The sequence below is a fragment of the Pseudoduganella sp. R-34 genome (assembly GCF_049904655.1).
Taxonomy (GTDB): domain Bacteria; phylum Pseudomonadota; class Gammaproteobacteria; order Burkholderiales; family Burkholderiaceae_D; genus Rugamonas.
Genome location: NZ_CP184572.1, coordinates 3,159,750 through 3,183,933, shown reverse-complemented (window position 1 = coordinate 3,183,933; position 24,184 = coordinate 3,159,750). Strand labels below are relative to the sequence as shown.

Sequence of the window (24,184 nt, the reverse complement as noted above, 5' to 3'; positions counted from 1 at the left end):
ATTAGTGGGTCCCTTCCAGTTGCGGGGCAGCGTCGGCTGCCGGGGATTTCTTCTCAAGGCGCTTGGCCAGGGTGCGCAGCAGGACGTAGAACACCGGCGTCAGGAACAGGCCGAAGAAGGTCACGCCCAGCATGCCGGCGAACACCGCCACACCCATTGCATGACGCATTTCAGCACCTGCACCAACCGAGAACACCAGCGGTACCACACCCATGATGAAGGCGATCGACGTCATCAGGATCGGGCGCAGACGCAGGCGGCAGGCTTCCAGCGCCGCTTCCAGGATGGTGCGGCCGTGGTCTTCCAGCTCCCGCGCAAATTCCACGATCAGGATCGCGTTCTTCGACGCCAACCCGACCAGCACGAACAAGGCAATCTGCGTGAACACGTTGTTGTCGCCGCCGGTCAACTTGACGCCGATCAGGGCGCACAGGATCGACATCGGCACGATCAGGATCACGGCCAGCGGCAGGGTCCAGCTTTCGTACTGGGCAGCCAGCACCAAGAACACCAGCAGCACGCACAGCGGGAACACGTAGATCATGGTGTTACCGGCCAGGATCTCCTGGTAAGTCAGCTCGGTCCATTCGTAGCCCATGCCTTTCGGCAGGGTCGCCTTGGTGATTTCTTCCAGCGCAGCCTGGGCCTGGCCGGACGAGAAGCCTGGAGCCGGAGCGCCGTTGATCTCGGCCGAGACGTAGGCGTTGTAGCGCTCCACGCGGTCAGGGCCGTAGCTGTCTTTCACGCGCATCAGCGACGACAGAGGGATCATCTCGCCTTTGCTGTTGCGGACTTTCAGCTGCGCGATCTGCTCGGCTTGCGAACGGAACGGGGCATCAGCCTGCACGCGCACCTGGTAGGTACGGCCAAACTGGTTGAAGTCGTTCACGTACAGCGAACCGAGGTTGATCTGCAAGGTCTGGTAGATGGTCTGCAGTGGCACGCCCAGTTGCTTGGCTTTGGCGCGGTCGATGTCCGCGAACAGCTGCGGAACATTGATCTGGAAGCTGGAGAACACACCGGCCAGGCGCTTGTCGCCCCACGCCTTCATCTGGATTTCCTGCACGGTCTTGTAGAGCGCGTCGTAGCCTGCGTTGTTGCGGTCTTCGATCATCATCTTGAAGCCGCCGGTGGTACCCAGGCCGTTGACTGGCGGCGGCGGGAACACCATCACGAACGCGTCCTGCACGGCGCCCATGCGCTTGTTGATCTCCGCTGCGATTGCCGCACCCGATTGGGACGGGTCGGTACGCTCGTGGAATGGCTTCAGCGTGGTGAATACGATACCGGCGTTCGGCGCATTGGTGAAGCCGTTGATCGACAGGCCCGGGAAGGCAACCGAAGCGTCCACGCCAGGAATTTCCTTGGCGATGTCGGACATCTTGCGGATCACCTGCTCGGTGCGTTCCAGCGATGCGGCGTCAGGCAATTGGGCGAAGCCCACCAGGTATTGCTTGTCCTGGCCCGGTACGAAGCCGCTCGGCACGACCTTGAACATGATGCCTGCGGCGGCAGCCAGCACCAGATACACCACGATGGATGCGGACTTGCGCTTCAGCACGCCTTGCACGCCGGTTTCATAGCTGTGCGAAGCGCGGTTGAAGAAGCGGTTGAACCAGGCGAAGAAGCGGCCGAAGATCTTGTCCATCACGCGGGTCAGCGCGTCTTTCGGTGCATCGTGAGGACGCAGCAGCGATGCCGACAGGGCGGGCGCCAGGGTCAGCGAGCACAGTGCCGAAATGACGGTCGAAATGGCGATGGTCAGCGCGAACTGGCGGTAGAACTGGCCGGTCAGGCCGGACACGAAGGCGATCGGCACGAACACGGCGCACAGCACCAGGGCGATAGCGATAATCGGGCCCGACACTTCCTTCATGGCCTGGATGGTCGCATCGCGGGCCGACAGGCCGTTGGCGATATTCCGCTCGACGTTCTCCACCACCACGATCGCATCGTCGACCACGATACCGATGGCCAGCACCAGGCCGAACAGCGACAGCGTATTGATCGAGAAGCCGAAGCCGATCATCACCGCGAAGGTACCGACGATCGATACAGGCACCGCCAGCAGCGGAATGATCGATGCGCGCCAGGTCTGCAGGAAGATGATCACCACGATCACCACCAGTGCCACTGCTTCCAGCAGGGTGTGGATCACGGACTTGATCGACTCGCGCACGAACTGGGTCGGGTCGTACACGATGTCGTAGGCCACGCCTTCAGGGAAGTCCTTCTTCAGTTCCTCCATCTTGGCGCGCACGTTGGCCGACAGTTCCAGCGCATTGCTGTTAGGTGCTTCGAAGATACCCAGGCCCACTGCGGAATGGTTGTTCAGCAGCGAACGCAGCGAGTAGCTGTTGGAGCCCATTTCAATACGGGCCACGTCTTTCAGGCGGGTCAGCGCGCCGTCTTCATTGGTCTTGACGATGATGTCGCCAAATTCCTCGACGGAGCTCAAACGGCCCTGGGTGTTGACGGTCAGCTGGAAGTCGGCCGACTTGGAAGGCGCAGCGCCCACCACACCGGCAGCCACCTGCACGTTCTGCTCGCGGATCGCATCGACCACGTCGGACGCAGTCATGTTGCGGCCAGCGACCTTCTGCGGGTCGAGCCAGACGCGCATGGCGTAGTCGCCGGCGCCGAAGATCTGCACGTCGCCCATGCCTGGAATACGGGCCAGCTGGTCTTTTACGTTCAGCACGCCGTAGTTGCGCAGGTACAGGTCGTCGTAGCGGCCGTTCGGCGACAGCAGGTGGACCACCATCGTCAGGTTAGGCGAAGACTTCACCGTGGTCACGCCGATCTGGCGCACTTCTTCCGGCAGGCGCGGCAAGGCGCGCTGGACGCGGTTCTGCACCGCGGTTTCAGCCTTGTCGACGTCGGTGCCGATCTTGAAGGTCACGGTCAGCATCAGCGCGCCATCGGAGGTGTTTTGCGAGGACATGTACAGCATGTTCTCGACACCGTTGATCTGCTCTTCGAGCGGCGCGGCGACGGTTTCCGCAATCACTTTCGGGTTCGCGCCCGGGTAGACGGCGCGCACCACTACGGATGGCGGCACCACTTCCGGGTATTCGGAGACGGGCAGCTTGAAGATCGAGATCAAGCCCGCTACGAAGACAATGATCGATAGAACCGCCGCGAAGATCGGTTTATCGACAAAGAAGCGTGAAAAATTCATGGATTATTCCTTGGTTTTCTTGGCATCGGCGGCGGCCACTTTTTCTGCTGCCATCGGGTCAAAGGTCATGTCGACCATTTGCGGCGTGATCGGCGCACCAGGGCGCACGCGCTGCAGGCCGTTGACGACGATCTTTTCGCCTGCTTTCAGGCCGTTGCGTACCACGCGCAGGCCGTCGACGTTCGGACCCAGCACCACAGGGCGGTATTCCGCCTTGTTGCCGGCGCCGACCACGTAGACGAACTTGCGATCCTGGTCGGTGCTGACGGCGCGATCGTTGATCAGCACCGTTTGCTGGGTGGCGGTGCCGCCGTCCAGCTGGACGCGGGCGAACAGGCCGGGCACCAGCGCGCGGTCCTTGTTGTCGAAGGTGGCGCGCATGCGCACGGAGCCGGTGCGGGTATCGAGCTGGTTGTCGACGAATTCCAGCTTGCCCTCATGCGGGAAGCCAGCTTCGTTGGCCAGGCCGACCTTCACGGTCACCGGCTGGCCCTTGTAGGCCTGGCCGCCGACGCGCAGGAAAGTGTCTTCGTCGCCGTCGAAGCTGGCGTAGATCTTGTCCAGCGAAACCACGCTGGTCAGCACGGCGCTCTGGTCTACCAGGTTGCCGAGGGTGATCTCCGCCTTCGACACGCGGCCGTTGATCGGCGACGTCACCTGGGTGTAGGACAGGTTCAGGCGCGCTGCTTCGGCGGCCGAAGCGGCGGCGCGGGCGGTTGCGTCCAGCTCCTTCAATGCCGAAGCGCGTTCGTCGAATTCGCGCTGGGCGATCGCTTTATCGGCCAGCAGCTTTTCGGCACGGGCCAGCTCCAGCTTGGCCAGGTCGGCCTTGGCCTTGGCCGAATTGGCTGCGGCGTCGGCGCGGCTGGCTTCAGCCTGGAATGGACGCGGATCGATCACGAACAGCACGTCCCCTTTTTTCACCTCGCTGCCAGGCTTGAAGTTCACCGCGGTGATGAAGCCGCTGACGCGTGGACGGATCTCCACGTGGTCGATGGCTTCCAGGCGGCCGGAGAATTCCTGGGTTTCGGCGACGGACTTCTGCACCACGACGGCTGCCGAAACCGGCGGACCGCCCGCTGCAGGGCCCTGGCTTTCGGCCGGCTTGCTATTGGCGCTGCAACCGGACAGGATGGCCGCCGCCAGCCCGCCCATCGCCAATGCGGCAACCAGCGGCCGCACAAGAGTGGACATTTGATTCATCTTTTTCATTGTTAACCTCTTGGGGGTGAAAATTAGTGGGAAATTTGAGCAAAAAGGGGCCCATGTGCCTCGCAGGCACTTTTTTCTGAACTTCTGTTTTATTGATACAGCCTTACACTGCGGGTGTTTCCGGCCCGTCGATGGCGCCGATAAAACTGGCCATCTCTCTCAGTGCAAAGCCCCTGCACGCGCATTCATTCCTGGCTCCCGGCTCCTGCAATGGCGCCGGTGGCATGCGTCTGACTGTTGTCTTTACTCCGCAGGCGATCAGTTTCGCCCCGTATTGTTCTGCTTCATCCCGTAAGGGGTCGTCCTCGGCCGACAGGATCAGGGCCGGCGGCAAATTCTTCAATCGGCTCGATTGCAGCGGCGACGCGTAAGGGTGGGCGCGGTCGGCGGCATTCGGCAGGTAGCCGCGATAGGCGGCGGCACAGTTATTTGCTACCTTCATCTGGTCCGGACAGTTCGGCAGCTCGCGCATCGAACAGGTGGACAGGCCGGGATCGAGCATCGGCATGATCAGGATCTGCCCTGCCAGGGCCGGGCCGCCGCGGTCGCGCGCCATCAGCGCCGACACGGCTGCCAGGTTGGCGCCTGCCTCGATGCCGGCGGTCAGCAGCTGCTTGCCGCTCCAGGCCAGCTTGGCCTTGTTCTTCTTGGCCCAGGCCAGCACGGCGTGGGCATCTTCCACCGCTGCCGGAAACGGGCTGACGGTGGCCAGGGTGTAATTAGTGGCCAGGATCACGTGGCCAGGATTGCACGCGACCAGGTGGCGCAGGAATTCGTCCGCCTCCTCCAGGTCGCCGGCTACAAAGCCGCCACCGTGGAAGAAAACGATCAGCGCATCGCGCTTGGCGGACGAATTCCCGGCCAGGTACAGGCGTGCGGCGAGCGGCCCCTGGGCCCCGCGCACTTCGAGTTCGCGGATCTTCAGGTCCGCCGGCGCCTGCGCCGTCATTCTTTCGCCTCCGAGCTGGCCGAAGCCAGCAAGGTGCGCGCCGGGGCCGCACCAAAGCCGACTTGCGCGCCGTACGAGTATTCGTCGGTATACAGGACGCCTGCCAGGGCGATCGCGCCCAGCGCCAGCGATACCATTGCAAAGAATCCATCCCGGTTACTCATGACTGCTCCTTTCCTGTGTTACCGAAAGCCACTTTAAACTTTCCCACCGCGGGAGGTTAAGGGCTTTTTCATGCTGCAATACGGTAATAATAAACTTCCACTAGAATAAGAAAAATACATTAATGTTGAATTGATTGTTCAGAATCTCGAACAATGAAGGTGGACTCATGAATAAGCTCCAAGCAATGGAAGTGTTCGTACAGGTGGTCGACGCCGGAGGCTTCACGCGCGCCTCGGAAACCCTGCAGCTGCCCAAGGCGACCGTTTCCACCCTGGTGGCCAGCCTCGAATCGGCGCTGTCGGTCAAGCTGCTGCACCGGACCACGCGCCACGTTTCCGTCACCGCCGACGGCGCTGCCTACTATGAAAGATGCCTGCGCATCCTGGCCGACGTGAAGGATGCCGAGGAATCGCTGTCGCGCACCCGACTGAGCCCGAGCGGCCGGCTGCGGGTCGACGCGCCGACCGGGCTCGCGAACGAAATCCTGGTGCCGTCCCTGCCCTCCTTCTTTGAACAATACCCCGATATCCAGCTGGAACTCGGTTGCAGCGACCGTCCGGTCGATTTGATCGAGGAAGGCGTCGATTGTGCAGTGCGGGGTGGCCAGTTGGCCGATTCCACCCTGATTGCGCGACGCGTCGGCCTGCTCAATTTTGTGACCTGCGCGGCGCCCTCCTACCTGGAGCGCTTCGGCACGCCCACCCACCCGCGCGACCTGGAACGGCACCGTTGCGTGAACTATTTCTCGTCCAAGACTGGCAAAATATACAACTGGGACTACACGCGCGACGGCGAGCGCATTGAAATGATGCTGCCGGGCGTGGTGGCACTGAACGATTCGAACGCCTACCTGCAAGCCGGGCTGGCGGGCCTGGGCATCATCATGATGACGGATGTACAACTGGGGAGCCACGGCAGGGACGGCCGCCTGGTGCGCGTGCTGGAGGACTGGGTCACCGATCCCCTGCCGATCCACGTGGTGTACCCGCAAAACCGTCACCTGTCGGCCAAGGTGCGGGTGTTCGTTGAATGGGTGGCGGACCTGATGGCCAGCCATCCCCAAATGCGGCTGCGTCCTTTGGCCGCTTCCCTCCCTGTGGAGCTGACTGTATGACCGAACGACTCGTTTTCCTGGACCGCGACAGCATCATTGCCGACATCCGGCGTCCATCGTTTGCCCACGAATGGGCCGAACATCCCGCTTCCACGGCCGCAGAGGCGATCGAACGCCTGCGTGGCGCCACCATCGCCATCACCAACAAGGTGCCGCTGCGCGCCGAAGCGCTGGCCGCCCTGCCCGGCCTCAAAATGATCGCGGTGGCGGCCACCGGCACCGACATCATCGACCTGGCGGCGGCGCGCGAGCGCGGCATCGTGGTGTCGAATATTCAGGGCTACGCCCATGCCTCGGTGCCGGAACATGCCTTCGCCCTGATCCTGGCGCTGCGCCGCCAGTTGCTGGCCTACCGCGCCGACGTCGAAGCGGGCCTGTGGGAGAAATCGCCGCGCTTCTGCCTGTTCCATCATCCCATCCGCGACCTGCACGGCAGCCGCCTGGGCTTGCTGGGCTACGGTGACCTGGGCAAGCAAGTCGCGCACCTTGGCCGCGCCTTCGGCATGGAAGTCGTCGTGCATACCCGCACCGCGGCCGAGGACCCGAACGTGCGCAACGTTAGCTGGGACGAACTGCTGGAGACATCCGACGTATTGAGCCTGCACGCTCCGCTGACCGATGCCACCCGCAATATCATCGGCGCGGCCGAACTGGAACGCATGAAGCCCAGCGCCATCCTGGTCAATACCGCGCGCGGCGGCCTGGTGGACGAAGCAGCGCTGGCCGATGCCCTGCAGCGTGGCGTGATCGCCGGCGCCGGGTTTGACGTGCTGACGAAAGAGCCGCCGGTGCCCGACAATCCGCTGCTGCGCCTGCGCCTGCCGAATTTCCTGCTCACGCCCCATTCCGCCTGGGCCAGCGGCCAGGCCATGCAGGGCCTGGCCGACCAGCTGATCGACAATATAGAAGCCTTCATTGCGGGCCGCCCGGCCAATCGCGTCGCATGAAACGCGCGCGCGCCAAGGCGGGAATCGGCACCTACCTTGCCGTCGCTTTCTGCGCGCTAGCAATCGCCATGGGAGCGATATTGGCCGCCGTCATCGCACGCACGGCCGGCAACCAGGTCAAGGCCGATATTGGCAGCGCCCTGTCCGACCTGGCGCAGCAAGCCGCCGACAAGCTGGATCGCAATATGTTCGAGCGCTACCGCGAGGTGCAGTTGCTGGCGCAGCGTCCCGACATGGGCGCCGCCGCGGCGCCAGCGGCGCGCCGCGCCACCCTGGAGCAGCACCAGCACAGCTACCCCCACTATGCCTGGATCGGCGTCACCGGCCGCAGCGGCCGCGTGCTGGCCGCCACCGGCTCCCTGCTGGAAAATATCGACGTCAGTGAACGCCCCTGGTACCGCAACGCCCAGGCCGGGACCTTCGTCGGCGACGTGCACGATGCCGTCATGCTGGCCAAGCTGTTGCCGGCACCCGATTCGCAAACACAGCGCTTCGTCGACCTGGCCTTCCCGCTGGCCGACGGCAGCGGCATCCTGGGCGCCCACCTGTCATGGCAATGGGCGCGCGAACTTGAACGCTCGGTGATTGAACCGGCAAGCGCACACCGCCAAGTGCAGGCCCTCATCGTCGACCGGCGGGGCACGGTCTTGCTGGGGCCACCGGACTTGCTGGGCAGGAGCCTGCCGCCGCCAAGCCAGGGTAACGGCTACCTGGTGGAACGCTGGTCCGATGGCGTCGAATATCTGGTCGGCTATGCGCGCACGCGCGGCCACGCTGCCTATCCGGGCCTGGGCTGGACGGTGCTGGTGCGCCAGACTGTCAACACTGCCTGGGCGCCGGTACGGGCCTTGCAGAAACGCGCCCTGTGGCTGGGCGTGGCGATGGCAGCCCTGTTCCCGCTGCTCGCCTTCCCTCTTGCCCGCCGCATTGCGCGTCCATTGAGCGAACTGGCCGACGCAGCCGACCATATCCGCCGCGGCGCGGCCGCCGAATTGCCGCTGCTCGCCCCCTACGCCGAGGTGCAGGCGCTGTCGCGCACCCTCAATTCCCTGGTCTCCAACCTGGAAGGCCGCGTCAGCGCCCGCACCAGCCAGTTGCGCGATGCCATGCAGCGCATCGCCGCCATTATCGAAACCGCCCAGGATGCCTTCATCGCTGTCGGTCCGGACGGCCATATCACCGACTGGAACCCCGCCGCCCAGCACATGTTCGGCTGGTCGCGCGAGGAAGCTGTAGGCAAGAGCTATATCGACCTGATGGTGCCGCAGCGTTTCCGTGCGCAACAGGAGGCGGCGCTGGCGGCCGCCGGCGGCAGTGAGGCGCCCGCTTTCGGCCGCCATGTGCAACGCACCCTGATCCGGCGCAACGGCGATGAGCTGACCGTGGAGGCCAGCATCAGCCGCCCGGCCAACGGCCTGTTCTGCGTCTTCCTGCACGATATCTCGGAACGCCGCCAGGTGGAAGAGATGAAGAACGAGTTCATCGCCACCGTTTCGCACGAGCTGCGCACGCCGATGACGTCGATCCGCGCCTCGCTGTCCATGCTGGTCGACGGCGGCGCCGGCGAACTGCCGCCGGACGTGCAGCACCTGGTCAATATCGCTTACCAGAGCAGCGAACGCCTGGTGCGCCTGGTGAACGACATCCTCGATATCGAGAAAATCGAAGCCGGCAAGATGGCATTTCGCAGCGACGAACTGGAGATCGCAACGCTGCTGGACGAAGCCATCGACGCGGTGCGCGGCAGCGCGGCCCAGCGCCCGGTAGCGCTGGAACGTGCGGGCAGCGGTCGCGGCTTGCGCGTGCGCGGCGACCATGACCGCCTGGTGCAGTTGCTGGTCAACCTGCTGTCCAACGCCATCAAGTATTCGCCCCAATACAATTCCGTGACCCTGGCCTGCAGTGAAGTGCCGGCAGGTATCAGGCTAGCGGTCAGCGACAACGGCCCGGGGATTCCGGAAGCATTCCAGGCGCGCGTCTTCGCAAAATTCGCCCAGGCCGACAGTTCCGACTCGCGCCTGAAAGGCGGCACCGGCCTGGGGCTGGCGATCTGCCGTGCCATCGCAGAACAGCATGGCGGCACCATAGGCTTCGACACGGAAGAAGGCCGCGGCACGACCTTCCATGTGACCCTGCCCGCCCTTTAACTGATGTCGCGCTGCCAGTCGGCCTTGCGGGTCATCACGCCCCACCTGGCCTCCTCGCGGATCGCCCATTTGTACAAGCCGACCAGCCGCCACCAGCTGTTGATCTGCCGGTAGCCGAAGTTCTCGGCGACGACGACTGCCGCCAGGATCAGCAGATGGCTGGGGCGCGGATAAAGGTGGAAGGAAATTTCCTCCAGCAGCAGGCCGAAGGCCGACAAGAGGATCCCCAGCCCGATCGCGAGGAACAGGAAGATCCCGAACGATTCCCAGGACACCCAGCCCTGCCACGAGGCGACCGCCATGAAGATATAGCCGAACAGCTCGACGAAGGGCCCCAGCCACTCGAACAGCACGAAGAACGGGAAAGCCAGCCAGCCCGCCACGCCGCCATGGCGGCTGAACATCAGGCCCCAGTTGGTGGTAAGGCTCTCCGACAGGCCGCGCGACCAGCGGATGCGCTGGTTGCGCAGCTGCTTGCGGTCTTCCGGCGCTTCCGTCCAGCACACCGGGTCGGGCACGAATTCGATCTTGTACGGCACGCCGCGGGCGCGCAGCTTGCGGTGCATGCGCACCACCAGTTCCATGTCTTCGCCAATCGCCTTCGGGTTGTAGCCGCCGACGGCCACCACCGTGTCCTTGCGGAACAGGCCGAAAGCGCCGGAGATGATCAGCATGCCGTTGATCACCGACCAGCCCATGCGGCCGAACATGAAGGCCCGCAAATACTCGACCACCTGGAACAGCGCCCACGGATTTTTCGGCATGCCGACGCGGGTCAGGAAACCGCCGCGCACTTCGCAGCCGTTGGCAATGCGCACCGTGCCGCCGGTCGCCACCATGAGCGGGTCGCCGAGGAACGGGCGCACCAGCCGCTGCAGGCTATCGCGCTGCAGGATCGAATCGGCGTCGACGCAGCAGAACAGCGGGTAGCGCGCCGCATTGATGCCGGCATTGGTCGAATCGGCCTTGCCGCCATTGACCTTGTCCACCACGCGCAGGTTCGGGAAGCGCGTGGAACGGTAGATGCCAAGCACCGGCCTGGTCTCAAGCTGGATGCGATAAGCCTCCGGGAAAGGCACCAGGCCGAATTCGTCGATCATGACCTGCAGGGTGCGGTCGGTGGAGCCGTCATTGATCACAACGACTTCCATTTCCGAATAGGAAAGCTGCAGCATCGAGCGGATCGAGGTGACGATGGTTGCTTCCTCGTTATAGGCCGGCACGATCATACTGATCGGCGGCTCCAGCGCCGAATATACCTGCGGCAGGTCGTCCAGGATCGCTTCCTGCGAACGCCGGCGCAGCGCATACATCGCCAGGAAATTCAGCATCAGGTAGCCGACGTTCAGCAGCACGAAGTACACCAGCACGCTGATCGAGATAATCTGGATGAAAAGCGGATTGGGCGTCATGCGGCCTCCTGTTCCGCCGTCACCTGCGCAATCATGTCGGCTGCGTAGCGGTCGCCGGCATTGCGCAATTCGGCCAGCTCCTCCCTTGTCAGGAAGGGTAATGCCAGCAGGGCCTGCGCCGCGCGATAGCGTACCCACCACTGCGGATCCGACAGCAAGGACCGGAAACGCGCCACGTCGCTGCGGTCCCCCATTTCACCCAGCGCACGGACTGCCTGCAGGCGCACGCGCCAATCTTCGCTGGCCAGGTGCCGGCGCACTTCGTCCACCACGCCGGGCACATGCGCCATGCGCAACGCGGCCAGCACGACTTCCTGTTCTTTGCTGGCGAGGTAGCCGCGCAACTGGGCCTGCGGCAGGTGCATGCGCAAGGCTGCCACCAGGCGCAGCGCTTGCGGCAGCTCGGTCGGCGTCACGCGCGCCAGGGCCTCCGCCAGCACCGGCTGCCATTCGGCGCGCGCATTTTGCAGGATGTTGGCCAACTGGGACAGCGGCCAGTCGTCGCGCCGCAACAGCAATGGCGCCATTTCATGCGCCGCCCGCGCGGCATCGGTTTGCACCATGGCCCACAGTGCGTGAACAGAGGAAGCACTGTCGGCGCTGTGCGCGGTACGGGCCAGCGCCGCCCAGGATTCCTTGTCGCGCATATGCCCGAGCGCCAGGATCGCCAGCAGCCTCTCGGCTCGGTTGCCGCCCGCCAGCAACCCTCTCGCCTGTTCGTCGCAACCCAGGCGGCGCGCAATGCCGTTCAGGCCTTCGCTTGCTTCGCCGCGCACCGCCTGCTGCAAATGCAGCCACAGCTTCATGAACAGCAGGCCGTCGCGCTGGGGCAGTTCGGGCAGGTTGCCCACCGGTTCGCCCGCAATGGCGGCATTCAGCAAAGGGCGCCATTTCAGGGTGAGCTCCTGCTCACGGCGCTGCATGCGGCGCATCGACAGGCGCAGCCAGATGATCTGCAGCCCGACCAGTACGGTCAACGCCAGCGCGCCGGCACCGGTCCAGAATGCGACCTGCAGATAGACATCAGAAGGCAGCCTGTAATCCAAGATTGACCCCGTTGCGCACGTAGAAGTCGCCCTGGCGCGTAGATGCCAGGGCATAAGTAACGGCCCAACGCTGGTCAAACCAGTGCCGCCCCACCAGGGCGGCCGACTGCACGCTGGTCAGGCGCGTGGTACCGGCGATATTTGCTGCTTCCTTGCCCACTGCAAAAGACAATCCGACCGTGCTGCGGTCGCTGTAGTAATAGCTGCCGCGCAGCTCGCCGCTGTGCGCTGTCGTACCGAAGGCGCGCGCCGCGCGCCATGCGCCGGAAAAGCTGTAATTGCCGACATAGCGTTCCAGCATCAGCAGGCTCTGGTTGACGTGCACATCGTTGTAGCTGCTGCTGCGCCCTCCGCCATGCACCAGCCAGCCTTTGGCAAACTCGTACTGCAAGGTCGCGCCCAGGGCGTGGCGCGCCAGGATCTGGTGCTCGCTGCTGGCGTTGCCGTCAACCGAGGCGGTCAGGCTGTCGGACAGCGGCATGTCGGTGCCGGCGCCGAACTGGGTTTCGCTGATGCCGAAGCGCTCGATGCGGGTGACGCCTGCGCCAAAGCCCAGCCGAGGCGCAAGCTGGTGGCGCACGGCCAGCGAAGTCTCATGCCAGTTCGATGCCGGCCCGCTCAGGTTGTCAATCCCGTGGCTGATTCCGATGGTGGTCTGGGCGGCAGCCGGCAAGGCAGCGCCAGCCAGTGCAGGGAGGATGGCGAACTTCATTGCTGATCCTTCAGGTGGCGCCGCACGCGCGCCAGCAATTCATTCGGCTGGAAGGGCTTGACGACATAATCGTTGGCCCCCGCGTCGAGCGCACGCACAATGTCTTTTTCGGTATGCTTGGCGGTCAGCATCACGATCGGCACTTCGGTCCAGCCTTCGCGCTGGCGAATGATGTGCACCAGTTCGAAACCGTCGATATAGGGAAGCATTACGTCCAGCAGCACCAGCGAAGGTGGCGTCGGGCTTGAGACGATGGCCTTGCGCGCCGCCAGGCCATCGGCGGCAAGAGTGGTCTGGTAGCCTTGCCGCTGCAGGATGAAGGTCAGGATTTGGCCGATATGTTCGTCGTCTTCGATTACCAGGATGGAGGTGTCGGGCATAGGTTCTCGGGCTTATTGCGCGTCGAATTCTGCGGCAGCCTTGGCCGACCACAGCGCCTCGTTGTAGGTAGCGAAGGGGATGTCGTAGCGTTCGACCGAGCCGTCCTCGCCGATGAAGTAGGTCCACCATCCCGCCGGGTCGGGAACCAGGGCAATGTCCTTTGGTTTGCAATGCTCGTGCAAGTCATCGCCGGCATCAAGCGTGATGATGCGGGTCTTTCGGTGTCGGATCAGCGTGGCCATGGCGCATTCTCCAGTCGGGTGATGCAGGCATTGTAATGCCGATTGCGCTCCGTTAGCCAAGCAACAGACGAAATCTGTTGCACATGGCAGTCTGCAGCGAGGAGGATCGCAGCCATGAACCAAGCAGCCACCCAGCAGCCCCTCAATCCCGGCGACGAAGCGGCGCCGGGAACACCCGGCAGCGGTGAAGGCATCTGCCCCGTCTGCAGCGGCTCCGGCAAGACGCCGGACGGCAAGCAATGCCCCAACTGCGGCGGCAGCGGACGCATTATCGAAGGGATCGGCGGCGGCTGAATGCTAACCCGCCCCCAGGCGCTGGCGCAGGAAGTCGATGAACAGCCGCGTGCGCGCCGGCAGGTGGCGCGTTTCTGTCAACGCATGCACCATGATCGGCTCCATATGCCAGTCCGGCAGCACGCGCTGCAGGCGGCCGGCCTGCACTTCCTGCTTCGCCAGCAGCGGGTCCAGCGCCGAAATGCACAGGCCATTGGCCGCAAACGACATGCTGAGCGCCGCGCTATTGGTGGCGTAGCGCGAGTGTGCCATCACCTCCACCACTTCCTCGCCGCGATACAGCTTGCGCCAGATATCGGGCAGCCGGCTGGAGAAGGAGCGGCCGCACATGGTGTGCTGCACCAGGTCGCAGGCGTGTTCCAGCGGCGGCATCCTGGCCAGGTAGACCGGTGAAGCGTACAGGTAGCGCGGCATCATCGCAATGCGCCGCACCACCAGCGTCGAAGGCGCGGTCGGCGGCTGGCCCATGCGGATCGCCACGTCAAAAGGTTCCGACTGCAGGTCCACGGTGCGCGATGAAATATCGAACTCCATCTTGATGTCGGGGTACATGTCGGCGAATTCCGTCAGCACCGGCGCCAGGTAGCCGACGCCGAAACTGGAAGTCATGGTCACGCGCAGGATGCCGGCGGGCTTTTCCGACCAGTCCAGCAGCGCCTCGTGGGCGCTCATGGCTTCTTCCACGATGCCCTGGCAGCGCTTGAAATAGGCTTCGCCGGCCTCGGTCAGTTCCACCTTGCGCGTCGAGCGGTGCAGCAGGCGCAGCCCGATGGACTTTTCCAGTTCCGCGATATTGCGCGACAGGGTGGAATTCGACATGTCCAGCGCCTCGGCCGCGGCGCGGAAACTCTTGCGCTTGGCGACCTCGACGAAAAGGCGCATATGGTGCAGCCTATCCATTCATTGCTCCATTTTTGGGATACTCAATTCAATTATAAGCATTTATCCCAACAATGAAACAGTTCACAATGCGCTTACTTAGACCTTTAGTAGAAAGGAAACGCAAATGAACAACAAGGAACCCAACCTTTTTGATGAACTGTGCAAGCTGCTGGCTGGCCTGGTTTTCAGGGCGGGAGGATTGCCCTGCTGACCTGCCGCATAACGTGCCCGCCGCAATTCCTGCAAATTAGCGCAGGAATTGCACCACCGCTGAGATCATCGCCGCATTGATCGCGGTTTGCACCGTGACGATGCCAAGGGCAAAAGTAAGCAGTTCCTTGCGCACTTCGGCTTTGGTGGCAAAATGTTTGAAGGCCGACTCAAAACGCTGCTCGATGCGCGCCTCGAATTCGACGCGAGTGCGCTCAGACTCGCTTCGCAAGTTATCGAGTTGTCGCTGCAAGCCATCAAGCTGCCGCTGCAAGCCATCAAGCTGCCGCTGCAAGCTGGCAATGTCCGATCTGGTTGCCATCGCCTGCTGCAACTCTGCCACTTTGCCTAGCAAATCGTCGACCTTCGATTCGAGCACTGCAATCCGCACGTCCATACTTTCATCTTTGGGCATGGCTCATTCTCCGTCAAGCAAGCACAAGTACGATTCTGCGCGCGGAATGGCGGAGCGGATTTGACGAAGGTCAGCGCTGCTTGAGGACTTCCTTCCGGAACCAATCGTCGAGCATTTGCTTTTCGTGGCCGTACAGGTCGCGGTTGTAGCTGTTTGTGCCCATCAGGTAGCCGGGGTCGGACAGCTTGCTTTCGCCACTGCTGATGACCTTGCCATCCTGCTCGATGCTGTAGCGCAGGTGCATGCGCGGCCAGTCGGCCTGGCCTTTCAGTACCCGGATGTCGCGCACGGCGACGCGGGGAAATTCATCGCCGGCCAGGTCGATGTCGAGAAAATCGACTTTCAGCACCTGCCCTGCCGGCAGTTTTTCCGACAGCTGCGCGAGGTGTTCGCGGAACAGGAACTGCATGTCTTCGCGCTTCTGGAAGTCGTGCGGCACGTCGGTCATCTTGCCGATATCGACAAAACTGACGGTGGCGGCGGCAAAGGCGCTGGCCGAAGCGAGCAGCAGGACGGCGGCGCCGGTGGCATGAGTGAGCTGGTTCATGCCTGAAGTATATGCCGCAAACGGCAAAAAGGAAAAAGGGTCCACACCTCCCGGTATGGACCCTTTCAATTTGGCGCGGCTGGCAGGAATCGAACCCACGACCCCTTGGTTCGTAGCCAAGTACTCTATCCAGCTGAGCTACAGCCGCAAAAACTGCTTTTTCCTCGCCACTCGACAGCGGCGGGTACAACACTTACAAAATCTGGCGCGGCTGGCAGGAATCGAACCCACGACCCCTTGGTTCGTAGCCAAGTACTCTATCCAGCTGAGCTACAGCCGCAAAAACTAAATTATAACAGTCAGTTATGCATACTACCAACTTCCTGCTACTCCCTTCGCTCGACAGCAAAGGGCACAAACTTCTACAACAAATTCTGGCGCGGCTGGCAGGAATCGAACCCACGACCCCTTGGTTCGTAGCCAAGTACTCTATCCAGCTGAGCTACAGCCGCTTAAGAAGCAGGATTATATCGCATGAATTTCGTTTTGGAAAGCTTACGTTCTACTCAACTTTCCAAGGCGAAACCAGCGTTTCCGGCTCTTTCCTGCGCAGTATCCTGTGCAAGGAGGCAGCATTATATGTGGGTGTTTCCCGCTTGTCCAGTCTCGCGAAACATTTTCTTTTATTGCCTTCCAGACATTATTACTTCATTCATGAAACTTATTTCTCTCATCATGAATCGAAATTGGATCTTTATTCCGCGATGCAGCATCATTCACCTGTCTCCTCTATTCTCCTCCAAGAAAATAGAATTCGGGCCCGCAGATAGCGGGCCTTTTTTTTTGTCGTCCTTGGTGTAGCATTGCCCATATTGACATCCCGGCACTGATACAACATGGCGCAAATCGCAGGTGAAAGCATGGCAACCCAGGACTGGTCGCGCGCCGACCTCGGCCCGCAGGAGACCTGGCCCCAGGCCTTGCGCCTGGTGCTGGACATCATGCTCAATACGCCGCTGCCGATGCTGCTGATGTGGAGCCGCCGGCAAGTCATGCTCTACAACCAGGCCTACGCCAGCAATGTCGGCACCGCCAGCGCAGTGCCGCCCGGCGGCACCGTCCCTGCCGTGCCACCTTCGGCCTGGAGCTGGAACCCGCCGGCGATCGAACAAGCCTGGGCCGGGCAAAGCCTGGTCTTTCCGCGCCAGCCGCTCAAGCTGTGGCGCGACGGCCGCATGGCCGAAGCAAGCTTCGACCTGCATTACACCCCCGTGCGCGAAGCCGATGGCGCGGTTGTCGGCATTTTGTGCACGCTGGCCCCGGCCAGCGCTGCGCCCTTGCCCGCCGCCGCTGCCAATGACGGCCACTTGCGCATCCTGGTGGTGGAAGATAACCAGGACGCCCAATACCTCGTGTGCGAAATGCTGCGCGCCTTCGGCCATGAGGTCAGCGCAGCAGCCAACGGCGAAGCCGCGCTCGAACTGCTGGCCGAGCGGGAGTATGACGTACTGTTCAGCGACGTCAGCCTGCCCGGCATGAGCGGCGTCGAACTGGGCCGCACCGCCCTCAAGCGCCAGCCACGCCTGCGCATCATCTTTGCGTCCGGCTACAGCCAGTCTTTGACCAGCCACCTTGACTTCCCCGCCGTATCGATGCAGAAGCCGTATGACATCGAGCAGCTCCAGCAGGTATTGCAAGGTTTGCACTAAGCAATAGTGCGTCGGCAAGTTGCTTGTCAAGGCTACAATCGAACGTTATGAGTCCCGATCCCCGCACGCACAACGTACTGGATAGCATGGGTGACGGCTTTGCCGTCATTGCCAGGGACTGGACCGTCCAATACCTGAACCCGAAAGCGGCCGACATGCTGCAGCCGCAGGTTCCCGTGCTGCACGATCCGCGCGGCCAGCTTTTGTGGCGCGCCTTTCCTGCCCTGGCTGGCGGCGCGCTGGAGGCGCCGCTGCGCCGCACCCTCGAACAGGGCTTGCCCGCCACCTGCGAACTGCTTTACCAGCCCAGCCAGCGCTGGCTGGAAGTACGCGCCTGGCCATCGCCGCTGGGCATGACCTGCCTGCTGCTCGACATCCACCAGCGCAAGCTGCACGAACGCGGCCTGCGCGAAAGCACCAACCGCCTGCAAGTGGCGCTGGCCGCCGGCCGCCTCGGCGACTGGGAATGGAATGCCGCCACCAACCTGGTGCGCCTGGGCCGCCGCGCGGCGGAAATCTTCGAGCTGCCAGCCGAGATCCCGATTACCTGGCCGGTGCTGCGCGACCGCATTGCAGCGCAGGATTTCGAGGTGGTCGAACAGGCCTTCACCGATGCCGTCCAGGCGCGGCGCGATTTCAATGTCGAATGCCGCATCCGCCACCGCGATGGCGCGACCTGCTGGCTGTCCGTGATCGGCCATGGCGATTTCAGCGAAGATGGCCAGCTGCGCGGCGTGATCGGCATGATGCAGGACATCACGGCGCGCAAGTCCACCGAAGACGCCCTGCGCAACAGCGAAGAGGAATTGCGAGCGCTGGCCAACAGCATTCCGCAACTGGCCTGGATCGCCAGCAGCGATGGCGCCATGATGTGGTACAACGAGCGCTGGCAGGAATACACCGGCACGGACGACCAGCACATGCTGGGCGATGGCTGGCGCCAGGTGTATGCGCCGGAAGCCATCCCCGCCATGCTGGCGCACTGGCGCCTCTCGGTGGAAACCGGCCGCCCTTTCGAAATGGAATTCCCGATCCGCGCGCGCGATGGCCAGTACCGCTGGTTCCTGACGCGCGCCAACCCCATGCGCGACGCCAGCGGCCGCATCCTGCGCTGGTTCGGCACCAGCACCGACGTCGACCAGGTCAAGCGGGTGCAGGAGCAGCTGCGCGATGAAACCAATATCCTGGAGCTGCTGAACAGCACCGGCACCGCCCTGGTGCAGAACCGCGACCTGCATTCGCTGTTGCAGGATGTCACCGATGCCGCCACCAGCATTTCCGGCGCGCGCTTTGGCGCCTTCTTCTACCATGGCGCCGATGGCGACGACGCCAAGCAGGCCATGCACACGCTGTCGGGCGCTCCGCCGGACGACTTCCAGGGACTGCCGCATCCGCAAGTGCGCAGCGGCCTGGCCGTGCCGGTGCTGGCCCGCGCCGGCGAAGTGGTCGGCACGCTGTTTTTCGGCCACCCCGAACCGAATATGTTCAACGAGCGCACCGAGCGCATCGTCAGCGGCGTGGCCGCGCAGGCCGGCATCGCGATCGACAATGCGCGCATGGTCGACGCCGCCCAGCGCGCCGCCGAAGAACGCAAGGTGCTGCTGGACCGCGAACGCAACGCGCGCGCCGAAGCCGAGCGCAGCAGCCAGATGAAGGACGAATTCCTGGCCACGCTGTCGCACGAACTGCGCACGCCGCTGACCGCCATCCTCGGCTGGGCGCAGGTTCTGCGGCGCGGCAACCGCACGCCGGAAGAACAGTTGCGCGGCCTGGAAACCATCGAGCGCAACGCACGCGCCCAGGCCCAGCTGATCGAGGACTTGCTGGACATGGGCCGCATCACTTCCGGCAAAGTCCTGCTGGACATGAAGCTGCTGCTGCCTTCCGTAGTGGTCGATGCCGCGCTGGATGCGGTGCGCCCGGCCGCCGAAGCCAAGGGCATCCGCTTGGAACGCGACTTCTCCTCCACCGGCCACGTGGCGGGCGACGCCAACCGCCTGCAGCAGGTGGTATGGAACCTGCTCACCAACGCGCTCAAGTTCACGCCGCGCGGCGGCACGGTGCGCGCTTCGATCTGGGCGCATGAAGGCCACGTCGACATCACGGTCACCGACAACGGCCTGGGCATCCGCCACGAATTCCTGCCCTATGTCTTCGAGCGTTTCCGCCAGGCCGACGCCTCGACCACGCGGCGGCACGGCGGGCTCGGGCTGGGCCTGTCCATCGTCAAGCACCTGGTGGAGCAGCACGGCGGCACGGTCTCGGCAGCCAGCGAAGGCGAAGGCATGGGCTCCAGCTTCAGCGTGCGGCTGCCGCTGGCCAGCGGCGAGATCCGCGCCGCGCGCATGCACAGCCCGCCGCGCAGCGAGAGCGTACCCCTGCCCGACCTGGGCTTGCGCGACCTGGGCGGCCTGAAAGTGTTGCTGGTGGACGACGAAGCCGATGCGCGCGAATTGATCAGCCGGATATTGCGCGATTGCAACTGCGAAGTGCAGCCAGCGGCCAATGCCGCCGAAGCCGTTGCCCTGGCCCGCGCCAGCCGCTATGACTTGCTGGTCAGCGACATCGGCATGCCCGATGTGGACGGATTTGAATTGTTGTCACGCATTCGCGCGCTCGGCCCCGCCCGCGGCGGCGCCCTGCCCGCCATCGCCCTCACCGCCTTCGCCCGGCCGGAAGACCGCCTCACTGCGCTCGAATCAGGCTTCCTCGACCATGTGCCCAAACCCATAGAACCTTCTGAACTGGTAGCCACTATTGAGCGCGTCTGCCATGCCAGCAAGAGTGGTTGAGGACTACCCGAGCACGGGAAAATGTCCTACAAGAAACTGGCGAAATCTTTGCTAGACTGGTTAATGACACGTGCGCCGCGGCAAACTGTCGCAAGATACACTGAGAGTCCAGTTCCCGAGACCGCCATGCCAAGCCCTGATGAGATCCTGAATGCCAAGATCTTGGTAGTTGACGATTGCGCCGACAACATCGACCTGATGTTGGAGATCCTGCGCGATGCCGGTTACACCAATGTGACGGCCACCATGTTGCCGGAGCAGGTTTGCCCCCTGCACCGCCAGCATCGTTACGATCTGATCTTGCTTGACCTGCAAATGCCGGAACTGAATGGTTTCCAGGTCATGAAAGGCCTGAAGGAAATCGAGCAGGAGGGCTACCTCCCGGTGCTGGCCCTGACGGCCCAGCCCAGCTTCAAGATCGCGGCGCTGGAGGCCGGCGCCCGCGACTTCATCAGCAAGCCCTTTGACCTGCTCGAAGTGCACAAGCGCATCCACAACATGCTGGAAGTGCGCCTGCTGTACAAGGAGCTCGCCTCCTACAGCAAGCAACAGCAGGAACTGGCGCTGCACGACCCGCTGACCGGCCTGCCCAATCGCCGCTTGCTGGAAGACCGCATTGCTACCGCCCTGCAACACGCCGCGCGCCAGCAACGCCGCGCCGCGGTCATGTACCTCGACCTCGACGGCTTCAAGGCCGTCAACGATACCCATGGCCACGCCTATGGCGATGAAATCCTCAAACAGGTAGCGCAGCGCCTGGTCAACTCCGCGCGCAAGGAAGATACGGTGGCGCGCATCGGCGGTGATGAATTCGTGATCGTGCTGGGCGATGTCGGCACCCTGGCCGATGCGCAAGAGCCGGCCAGCAAGCTGATCGAGGTGGTGGCCCAGCCTTATATGGTGAATGGCCTGACGCTGCAGCTATCGACCAGCCTCGGCATCGCGCTCTACCCTGACGATGCCAGCACGGTCGACAACCTGATGCATGTGGCCGATGCCGCGCTGTACGAAGCCAAGCGCACCGGCAAGAACCGCTATTGCGCGGCCGCGCACACCGACGCGGCGCTTTCGCCGCAGGCGCAGGCGCAGGCGCAGGTCACGGCTGCGTGATGCCGGCAGCCGATGCGGGCGGCCTGCAAGGCCAGGCCGCCAGGCCGTCACGACGTGGTTTCCGCCTCGCGGCCAATCTCTGTCGACTCCTCAACCTTGCCGGCGTGCTGGTGGTCTTGCTGTGCGTCGACTTTCTCCGGCGCCACTTCAATGCGCGTGATGCCGGCATCGACCGAGATCGGATCGCTGGCCGGGAAAGTCATTTCGACTGCATCGTCCAGCAATTCTTCCTTGGCCTTTTCGGCAGGCGCCAGTTGTTCTTCGTCGGCCAGGATTGAAATGGCACATGCCCAGCGCACGAAATTGAGCTGCGCAAATTCGCGCACGGTGCTCACGCCGAACGCGGCATGCAGCGCCTTGGCATCTTTCGGGCTCAGGCCGCGCAAGGCGCTCACGGGAGCATCGGCCAATTCACGGAAACTCTTGTCCACATACTCTTTGTCAACGATGGTGTCGATATTCATGGTCACTCCTCCATTGGACGAGTTTTCACTATGGCAGCAGGGCTGCCGCCTGACTGTGCGCGTGCGTACACAGGACGTGTTCAATTGGCATGTGTTCTTTTGACACAGTAAAGGGGCGCGGCTATGATCAGACTGGTGGACAAGCCCAAGATCCTCGTCGTCAATGACGACGCCAACAGTCTCTTCGCGCTGACCAACCTGCTTGAGCAGTGGGCAGCGCAAGAGAGCTACGAAGTCGTCGCCGCACGCTCTGGCGAGGAAGCCTTGCGCGAGGTGCTCACGCACGACTTCGCCGTGATCCTGCTCGATGTGAACATGCCGGGCATGGACGGCTTTGAAACGGCGGAAGCGATCCACCAGCGCCCGCGTTCTTCGGACATTCCCATCATCTTCATCACTGCCTTCGTGGCCGATGAACTGGACCGCCTGAAGGCCTACCAGAAAGGCGCGGTCGATTTCCTGTTCACGCCGGTGATTCCGCAAGTCCTGTATGCCAAGATCAGCGTCTTCGTCTCGCTCGCCACCAAGAACGAAGAGTTACGGCGCCAGGCGCGCCAGCTGAGCCAGCGCACCACCGACCTGATCGCCAGCAACCAGCGCCTGCTGCGCGAGATCGAGGAGCGCAAGACCGCCGAACGCGCCAGCCACGCCAAGGACGAATTCCTCGCCATGCTGGGCCATGAGTTGCGCAACCCCCTGTCGGCCATCAGCAGCGCCGCTTCGCTGATCGGCTTGCCGGGCGTGAACGCGGACAGCGTGAGCCACGCGAAAAAAATCATCCAGCGCCAGAGCCGGCACCTGGGCCGTATCGTGGACGACTTGCTTGACCTCAGTCGTGCCATGTCGGGCAAGATCCTGCTCAATCGCCTGCCGCTCGATCTGTCGGCCCTGCTCAGGACCACGCTGGAAACCTTTCGCGCCACCGGCCGGCTTGATGACTATCACGTGGCCGTCGACATCGCGCCCTGCTGGGTCAATGGCGACGCGACGCGCCTTGAACAAGTCATCAGCAACCTGCTGGACAACGCGCTGAAATACACGCCGCCCGGCGGGCGCATTGAACTGCTTAGCGACGTGGACGATGGCGAGGTGACGATCAGCGTGCACGACAGCGGCGTCGGGATTTCGGCCGAACTGCTGCCCCAGGTGTTTGACGTCTTCGTGCAAGGGGCCAGCACGCTGGACCGTGCGCAAGGCGGCCTCGGCATCGGGCTGTCGCTGGTGCGGCGGCTGGTGGAACTACATGGCGGCAATGTGTATGCTGAAAGCGACGGCCCGGGCGAAGGCAGCACCTTCACCCTGCACTTACCCTGCATCGAGCATGTGACTGAACCAAAGGCAATCCCCATGGACACAAGCGAACAGCCGAAACCAGCCGTGCTGCTGGTCGAGGATAACGACGACGGCCGCGAAATGATGGCCATGATGCTGGGCTGCTACGGCTATCCGGTGCAGCATGCGGCCGACGGCTTCCAGGGCCTGGCCAAGGCAGCGGCGGATCGGCCCGACATCGCCCTGGTCGACATCGGCCTGCCCGGCATCGATGGCTATGAAGTGGCGCGCCGCATGCGCGCCAACCCGGAAACCCACCACATCCGGCTGATCGCCCTGACCGGCTACGGCCTGGCGGACGACCAGCGCCGCGTGATGGATGCCGGCTTCGACATGCACCTGGTAAAGCCGGTCGACGTCGAGCAGCTCTTGCGCGCCATCGACCAATGCCTGGCACGTGCACCGGCCACCATGCGCTCCTGATCAGGCACGCACGCGTCCGGCCTGGCTGCCGCGCGCTGGCGGCATGCGCGGCGGCACGAACTCGATTTCCTCCTTGCGCGCTTCGATCTCGCGCGCCAGGGCTTGCAGGTCAAGCTCGGCCTTCTTCGCCAGCGGGAACATCTCACCCTCTTCTTCCTTGACGTGGTGGTTGATGTATTCGCCCAGCACCTTGACCTTGGCGTCGAACAGCTCGTCATGCGGGTCCATTTCGCCGATCTGCGCGATCAGGTCCTTGGCGCTGGAATGTTCGACTGTCGCCTCGTCGACCAGGTCCTCGGCCTCCTTCGAGGCCGCGCGCACAGCCGGATAAAAGAGCTCCTCTTCCGCCGTGGCGTGCCTGGTCAGTTCCAGGCAGATCTTGTCGGCCAGCTTTTTTTTGCTGGTGAAGGCACGTTCGCCCAGCCCCTCGAACTCCTTGAACATGGCTTTGACGTTGGCATGGTCCTGTTTCAACAAAGCAATGGCGTCTTTCATTTTTCATCTCCTCTGGTGAGCTGCCAGATTGACAGGCGCACTGCTGGCTGTATGTGCGCCACC

At 63.2% G+C, this 24,184-nt stretch carries 22 protein-coding genes, 3 tRNA genes and 1 pseudogene; 9 read left to right on the top strand and 17 right to left on the bottom strand.

Annotated features, from left to right (window positions below; translation table 11 throughout):
* Nucleotide 1: 1 nt before the first annotated feature.
* The 4 genes from ACN9MW_RS14730 to ACN9MW_RS14715 form a co-directional block, all read right to left on the bottom strand.
* Nucleotides 2-3,181, bottom strand: coding sequence for an efflux RND transporter permease subunit (locus tag ACN9MW_RS14730; RefSeq protein ID WP_426171788.1), 3,180 nt, complete (start codon nucleotides 3,179-3,181; stop codon nucleotides 2-4).
* 3 nt (nucleotides 3,182-3,184) lie between these two features.
* Entirely contained in the window at nucleotides 3,185-4,393 is a 1,209-nt protein-coding gene (locus ACN9MW_RS14725; protein ID WP_426171786.1) for an efflux RND transporter periplasmic adaptor subunit, read from the bottom strand.
* Between the two features lie 103 nt (nucleotides 4,394-4,496).
* Nucleotides 4,497-5,342 (bottom strand): alpha/beta hydrolase, encoded by an 846-nt coding sequence (locus ACN9MW_RS14720; RefSeq protein WP_426171784.1) that lies wholly within the window; start codon nucleotides 5,340-5,342, stop codon nucleotides 4,497-4,499.
* On the bottom strand, nucleotides 5,339-5,506 hold the full coding sequence (locus ACN9MW_RS14715; RefSeq protein WP_426171783.1) for a hypothetical protein: 168 nt from the start codon (nucleotides 5,504-5,506) through the stop codon (nucleotides 5,339-5,341). The genes ACN9MW_RS14720 and ACN9MW_RS14715 overlap by 4 nt, the downstream gene beginning before the upstream one ends.
* A 167-nt stretch (nucleotides 5,507-5,673) precedes the next feature.
* Here ACN9MW_RS14715 and ACN9MW_RS14710 point away from each other — a divergent pair, with 167 nt between their 5' ends.
* Genes ACN9MW_RS14710 through ACN9MW_RS14700 form a run of 3 tightly spaced genes read left to right on the top strand, consistent with a single transcriptional unit; the run spans nucleotide 5,674 to nucleotide 9,715 of the window.
* Nucleotides 5,674-6,621, top strand: coding sequence for a LysR substrate-binding domain-containing protein (locus ACN9MW_RS14710; protein WP_426171781.1), 948 nt, complete (start codon nucleotides 5,674-5,676; stop codon nucleotides 6,619-6,621).
* A complete protein-coding gene (locus tag ACN9MW_RS14705) occupies nucleotides 6,618-7,568 on the top strand; it encodes a D-2-hydroxyacid dehydrogenase (RefSeq protein ID WP_426171780.1) in 951 nt (316 codons plus the stop codon). Before ACN9MW_RS14710 ends, ACN9MW_RS14705 begins: the two co-directional genes overlap by 4 nt.
* Nucleotides 7,565-9,715, top strand: a complete 2,151-nt coding sequence (locus tag ACN9MW_RS14700; RefSeq protein ID WP_426171778.1) for an ATP-binding protein — start codon at nucleotides 7,565-7,567, stop codon at nucleotides 9,713-9,715. Before ACN9MW_RS14705 ends, ACN9MW_RS14700 begins: the two co-directional genes overlap by 4 nt.
* Here ACN9MW_RS14700 and ACN9MW_RS14695 read toward each other — a convergent pair.
* Genes ACN9MW_RS14695 through ACN9MW_RS14675 form a run of 5 tightly spaced genes read right to left on the bottom strand, consistent with a single transcriptional unit; the run spans nucleotide 9,712 to nucleotide 13,508 of the window.
* Complete coding sequence (locus ACN9MW_RS14695; RefSeq protein WP_426171777.1) at nucleotides 9,712-11,127, bottom strand: glycosyltransferase family 2 protein; 1,416 nt, start codon at nucleotides 11,125-11,127, stop codon at nucleotides 9,712-9,714. The two genes, ACN9MW_RS14700 and ACN9MW_RS14695, sit on opposite strands and share 4 nt — an antisense overlap.
* On the bottom strand, nucleotides 11,124-12,173 hold the full coding sequence (locus ACN9MW_RS14690; RefSeq protein ID WP_426171775.1) for a HEAT repeat domain-containing protein: 1,050 nt from the start codon (nucleotides 12,171-12,173) through the stop codon (nucleotides 11,124-11,126). The genes ACN9MW_RS14695 and ACN9MW_RS14690 overlap by 4 nt, the downstream gene beginning before the upstream one ends.
* The gene (locus tag ACN9MW_RS14685) at nucleotides 12,151-12,885 is read right to left on the bottom strand and encodes a YaiO family outer membrane beta-barrel protein (protein WP_426171774.1); all 735 of its coding nucleotides are present in this window, start codon (nucleotides 12,883-12,885) and stop codon (nucleotides 12,151-12,153) included. The genes ACN9MW_RS14690 and ACN9MW_RS14685 overlap by 23 nt, the downstream gene beginning before the upstream one ends.
* Nucleotides 12,882-13,265, bottom strand: a complete 384-nt coding sequence (locus ACN9MW_RS14680) for a response regulator transcription factor (protein ID WP_426171772.1) — start codon at nucleotides 13,263-13,265, stop codon at nucleotides 12,882-12,884. Before ACN9MW_RS14680 ends, ACN9MW_RS14685 begins: the two co-directional genes overlap by 4 nt.
* 12 nt (nucleotides 13,266-13,277) lie before the next feature.
* Nucleotides 13,278-13,508, bottom strand: a complete 231-nt coding sequence (locus tag ACN9MW_RS14675; protein ID WP_426171771.1) for a hypothetical protein — start codon at nucleotides 13,506-13,508, stop codon at nucleotides 13,278-13,280.
* Between the two features lie 114 nt (nucleotides 13,509-13,622).
* Between ACN9MW_RS14675 and ACN9MW_RS14670 the strand changes: the two genes are divergently transcribed.
* Nucleotides 13,623-13,802 carry a hypothetical protein gene (locus ACN9MW_RS14670; RefSeq protein ID WP_426171769.1) on the top strand — a complete coding sequence of 60 codons (180 nt, stop codon included), beginning with the start codon at nucleotides 13,623-13,625 and terminating at the stop codon, nucleotides 13,800-13,802.
* A gap of 3 nt (nucleotides 13,803-13,805) precedes the next feature.
* Here the strand turns inward: ACN9MW_RS14670 and ACN9MW_RS14665 are convergent, their stop codons facing one another.
* The 6 genes from ACN9MW_RS14665 to ACN9MW_RS14640 form a co-directional block, all read right to left on the bottom strand.
* Nucleotides 13,806-14,702 carry a LysR family transcriptional regulator gene (locus ACN9MW_RS14665; RefSeq protein ID WP_426171768.1) on the bottom strand — a complete coding sequence of 299 codons (897 nt, stop codon included), beginning with the start codon at nucleotides 14,700-14,702 and terminating at the stop codon, nucleotides 13,806-13,808.
* Nucleotides 14,703-14,931: 229 nt separating this feature from the next.
* Nucleotides 14,932-15,309 carry a hypothetical protein gene (locus ACN9MW_RS14660; protein WP_426171766.1) on the bottom strand — a complete coding sequence of 126 codons (378 nt, stop codon included), beginning with the start codon at nucleotides 15,307-15,309 and terminating at the stop codon, nucleotides 14,932-14,934.
* A 70-nt stretch (nucleotides 15,310-15,379) separates the two neighbouring features.
* On the bottom strand, nucleotides 15,380-15,856 hold the full coding sequence (locus ACN9MW_RS14655) for a DUF3016 domain-containing protein (protein ID WP_426171764.1): 477 nt from the start codon (nucleotides 15,854-15,856) through the stop codon (nucleotides 15,380-15,382).
* A 71-nt stretch (nucleotides 15,857-15,927) separates the two neighbouring features.
* Nucleotides 15,928-16,004 (bottom strand) — tRNA-Arg (locus ACN9MW_RS14650).
* Nucleotides 16,005-16,059: 55 nt separating this feature from the next.
* Nucleotides 16,060-16,136, bottom strand: a tRNA-Arg gene (locus ACN9MW_RS14645).
* 95 nt (nucleotides 16,137-16,231) lie between these two features.
* Nucleotides 16,232-16,308: transfer RNA gene (locus tag ACN9MW_RS14640), tRNA-Arg, on the bottom strand.
* Between the two features lie 408 nt (nucleotides 16,309-16,716).
* Here ACN9MW_RS14640 and ACN9MW_RS14635 point away from each other — a divergent pair.
* The 3 genes from ACN9MW_RS14635 (at nucleotide 16,717) to ACN9MW_RS14625 (ending at nucleotide 21,407) form a co-directional block, all read left to right on the top strand.
* Entirely contained in the window at nucleotides 16,717-17,505 is a 789-nt protein-coding gene (locus tag ACN9MW_RS14635) for a response regulator (protein WP_426171762.1), read from the top strand.
* Nucleotides 17,506-17,552: 47 nt separating this feature from the next.
* Nucleotides 17,553-20,297, top strand: a complete 2,745-nt coding sequence (locus ACN9MW_RS14630) for an ATP-binding protein (RefSeq protein ID WP_426171760.1) — start codon at nucleotides 17,553-17,555, stop codon at nucleotides 20,295-20,297.
* A 126-nt stretch (nucleotides 20,298-20,423) separates the two neighbouring features.
* Nucleotides 20,424-21,407 carry a diguanylate cyclase domain-containing protein gene (locus ACN9MW_RS14625; protein ID WP_426171758.1) on the top strand — a complete coding sequence of 328 codons (984 nt, stop codon included), beginning with the start codon at nucleotides 20,424-20,426 and terminating at the stop codon, nucleotides 21,405-21,407.
* A gap of 47 nt (nucleotides 21,408-21,454) precedes the next feature.
* Here the strand turns inward: ACN9MW_RS14625 and ACN9MW_RS14620 are convergent, their stop codons facing one another.
* Complete coding sequence (locus tag ACN9MW_RS14620) at nucleotides 21,455-21,871, bottom strand: hypothetical protein (RefSeq protein ID WP_426171757.1); 417 nt, start codon at nucleotides 21,869-21,871, stop codon at nucleotides 21,455-21,457.
* Between the two features lie 123 nt (nucleotides 21,872-21,994).
* Here ACN9MW_RS14620 and ACN9MW_RS14615 point away from each other — a divergent pair.
* Nucleotides 21,995-22,312 (top strand): annotated as a pseudogene (locus ACN9MW_RS14615) (response regulator); the annotation flags it as partial.
* A 228-nt stretch (nucleotides 22,313-22,540) separates the two neighbouring features.
* Nucleotides 22,541-23,626 carry a hybrid sensor histidine kinase/response regulator gene (locus tag ACN9MW_RS14610; protein WP_426172199.1) on the top strand — a complete coding sequence of 362 codons (1,086 nt, stop codon included), beginning with the start codon at nucleotides 22,541-22,543 and terminating at the stop codon, nucleotides 23,624-23,626.
* On the opposite strand, the gene ACN9MW_RS14605 is transcribed toward ACN9MW_RS14610, so the two are convergent.
* The gene (locus tag ACN9MW_RS14605) at nucleotides 23,627-24,121 is read right to left on the bottom strand and encodes a hemerythrin domain-containing protein (RefSeq protein ID WP_426171755.1); all 495 of its coding nucleotides are present in this window, start codon (nucleotides 24,119-24,121) and stop codon (nucleotides 23,627-23,629) included.
* Between the last annotated feature and the right edge of the window lie 63 nt (nucleotides 24,122-24,184).

Bases quoted from the DNA above. Each gene is read 5' to 3' on its own strand.
- ACN9MW_RS14710 (WP_426171781.1), top strand. From the start codon at position 5,674: ATGAATAAGCTCCAAGCAATGGAAGTGTTCGTACAGGTGGTCGACGCC.
- ACN9MW_RS14655 (WP_426171764.1), bottom strand. From the start codon at position 15,856: ATGAACCAGCTCACTCATGCCACCGGCGCCGCCGTCCTGCTGCTCGCT.
- ACN9MW_RS14730 (WP_426171788.1), bottom strand. From the start codon at position 3,181: ATGAATTTTTCACGCTTCTTTGTCGATAAACCGATCTTCGCGGCGGTT.
- ACN9MW_RS14715 (WP_426171783.1), bottom strand. From the start codon at position 5,506: ATGAGTAACCGGGATGGATTCTTTGCAATGGTATCGCTGGCGCTGGGC.
- ACN9MW_RS14685 (WP_426171774.1), bottom strand. From the start codon at position 12,885: ATGAAGTTCGCCATCCTCCCTGCACTGGCTGGCGCTGCCTTGCCGGCT.
- ACN9MW_RS14665 (WP_426171768.1), bottom strand. From the start codon at position 14,702: ATGGATAGGCTGCACCATATGCGCCTTTTCGTCGAGGTCGCCAAGCGC.
- ACN9MW_RS14675 (WP_426171771.1), bottom strand. From the start codon at position 13,508: ATGGCCACGCTGATCCGACACCGAAAGACCCGCATCATCACGCTTGAT.
- ACN9MW_RS14620 (WP_426171757.1), bottom strand. From the start codon at position 21,871: ATGAATATCGACACCATCGTTGACAAAGAGTATGTGGACAAGAGTTTC.
- ACN9MW_RS14635 (WP_426171762.1), top strand. From the start codon at position 16,717: ATGGCAACCCAGGACTGGTCGCGCGCCGACCTCGGCCCGCAGGAGACC.
- ACN9MW_RS14630 (WP_426171760.1), top strand. From the start codon at position 17,553: ATGAGTCCCGATCCCCGCACGCACAACGTACTGGATAGCATGGGTGAC.
- ACN9MW_RS14705 (WP_426171780.1), top strand. From the start codon at position 6,618: ATGACCGAACGACTCGTTTTCCTGGACCGCGACAGCATCATTGCCGAC.
- ACN9MW_RS14725 (WP_426171786.1), bottom strand. From the start codon at position 4,393: ATGAAAAAGATGAATCAAATGTCCACTCTTGTGCGGCCGCTGGTTGCC.
- ACN9MW_RS14700 (WP_426171778.1), top strand. From the start codon at position 7,565: ATGAAACGCGCGCGCGCCAAGGCGGGAATCGGCACCTACCTTGCCGTC.
- ACN9MW_RS14720 (WP_426171784.1), bottom strand. From the start codon at position 5,342: ATGACGGCGCAGGCGCCGGCGGACCTGAAGATCCGCGAACTCGAAGTG.
- ACN9MW_RS14680 (WP_426171772.1), bottom strand. From the start codon at position 13,265: ATGCCCGACACCTCCATCCTGGTAATCGAAGACGACGAACATATCGGC.
- ACN9MW_RS14605 (WP_426171755.1), bottom strand. From the start codon at position 24,121: ATGAAAGACGCCATTGCTTTGTTGAAACAGGACCATGCCAACGTCAAA.
- ACN9MW_RS14610 (WP_426172199.1), top strand. From the start codon at position 22,541: ATGCTGGGCCATGAGTTGCGCAACCCCCTGTCGGCCATCAGCAGCGCC.
- ACN9MW_RS14660 (WP_426171766.1), bottom strand. From the start codon at position 15,309: ATGCCCAAAGATGAAAGTATGGACGTGCGGATTGCAGTGCTCGAATCG.
- ACN9MW_RS14695 (WP_426171777.1), bottom strand. From the start codon at position 11,127: ATGACGCCCAATCCGCTTTTCATCCAGATTATCTCGATCAGCGTGCTG.
- ACN9MW_RS14670 (WP_426171769.1), top strand. From the start codon at position 13,623: ATGAACCAAGCAGCCACCCAGCAGCCCCTCAATCCCGGCGACGAAGCG.
- ACN9MW_RS14625 (WP_426171758.1), top strand. From the start codon at position 20,424: ATGCCAAGCCCTGATGAGATCCTGAATGCCAAGATCTTGGTAGTTGAC.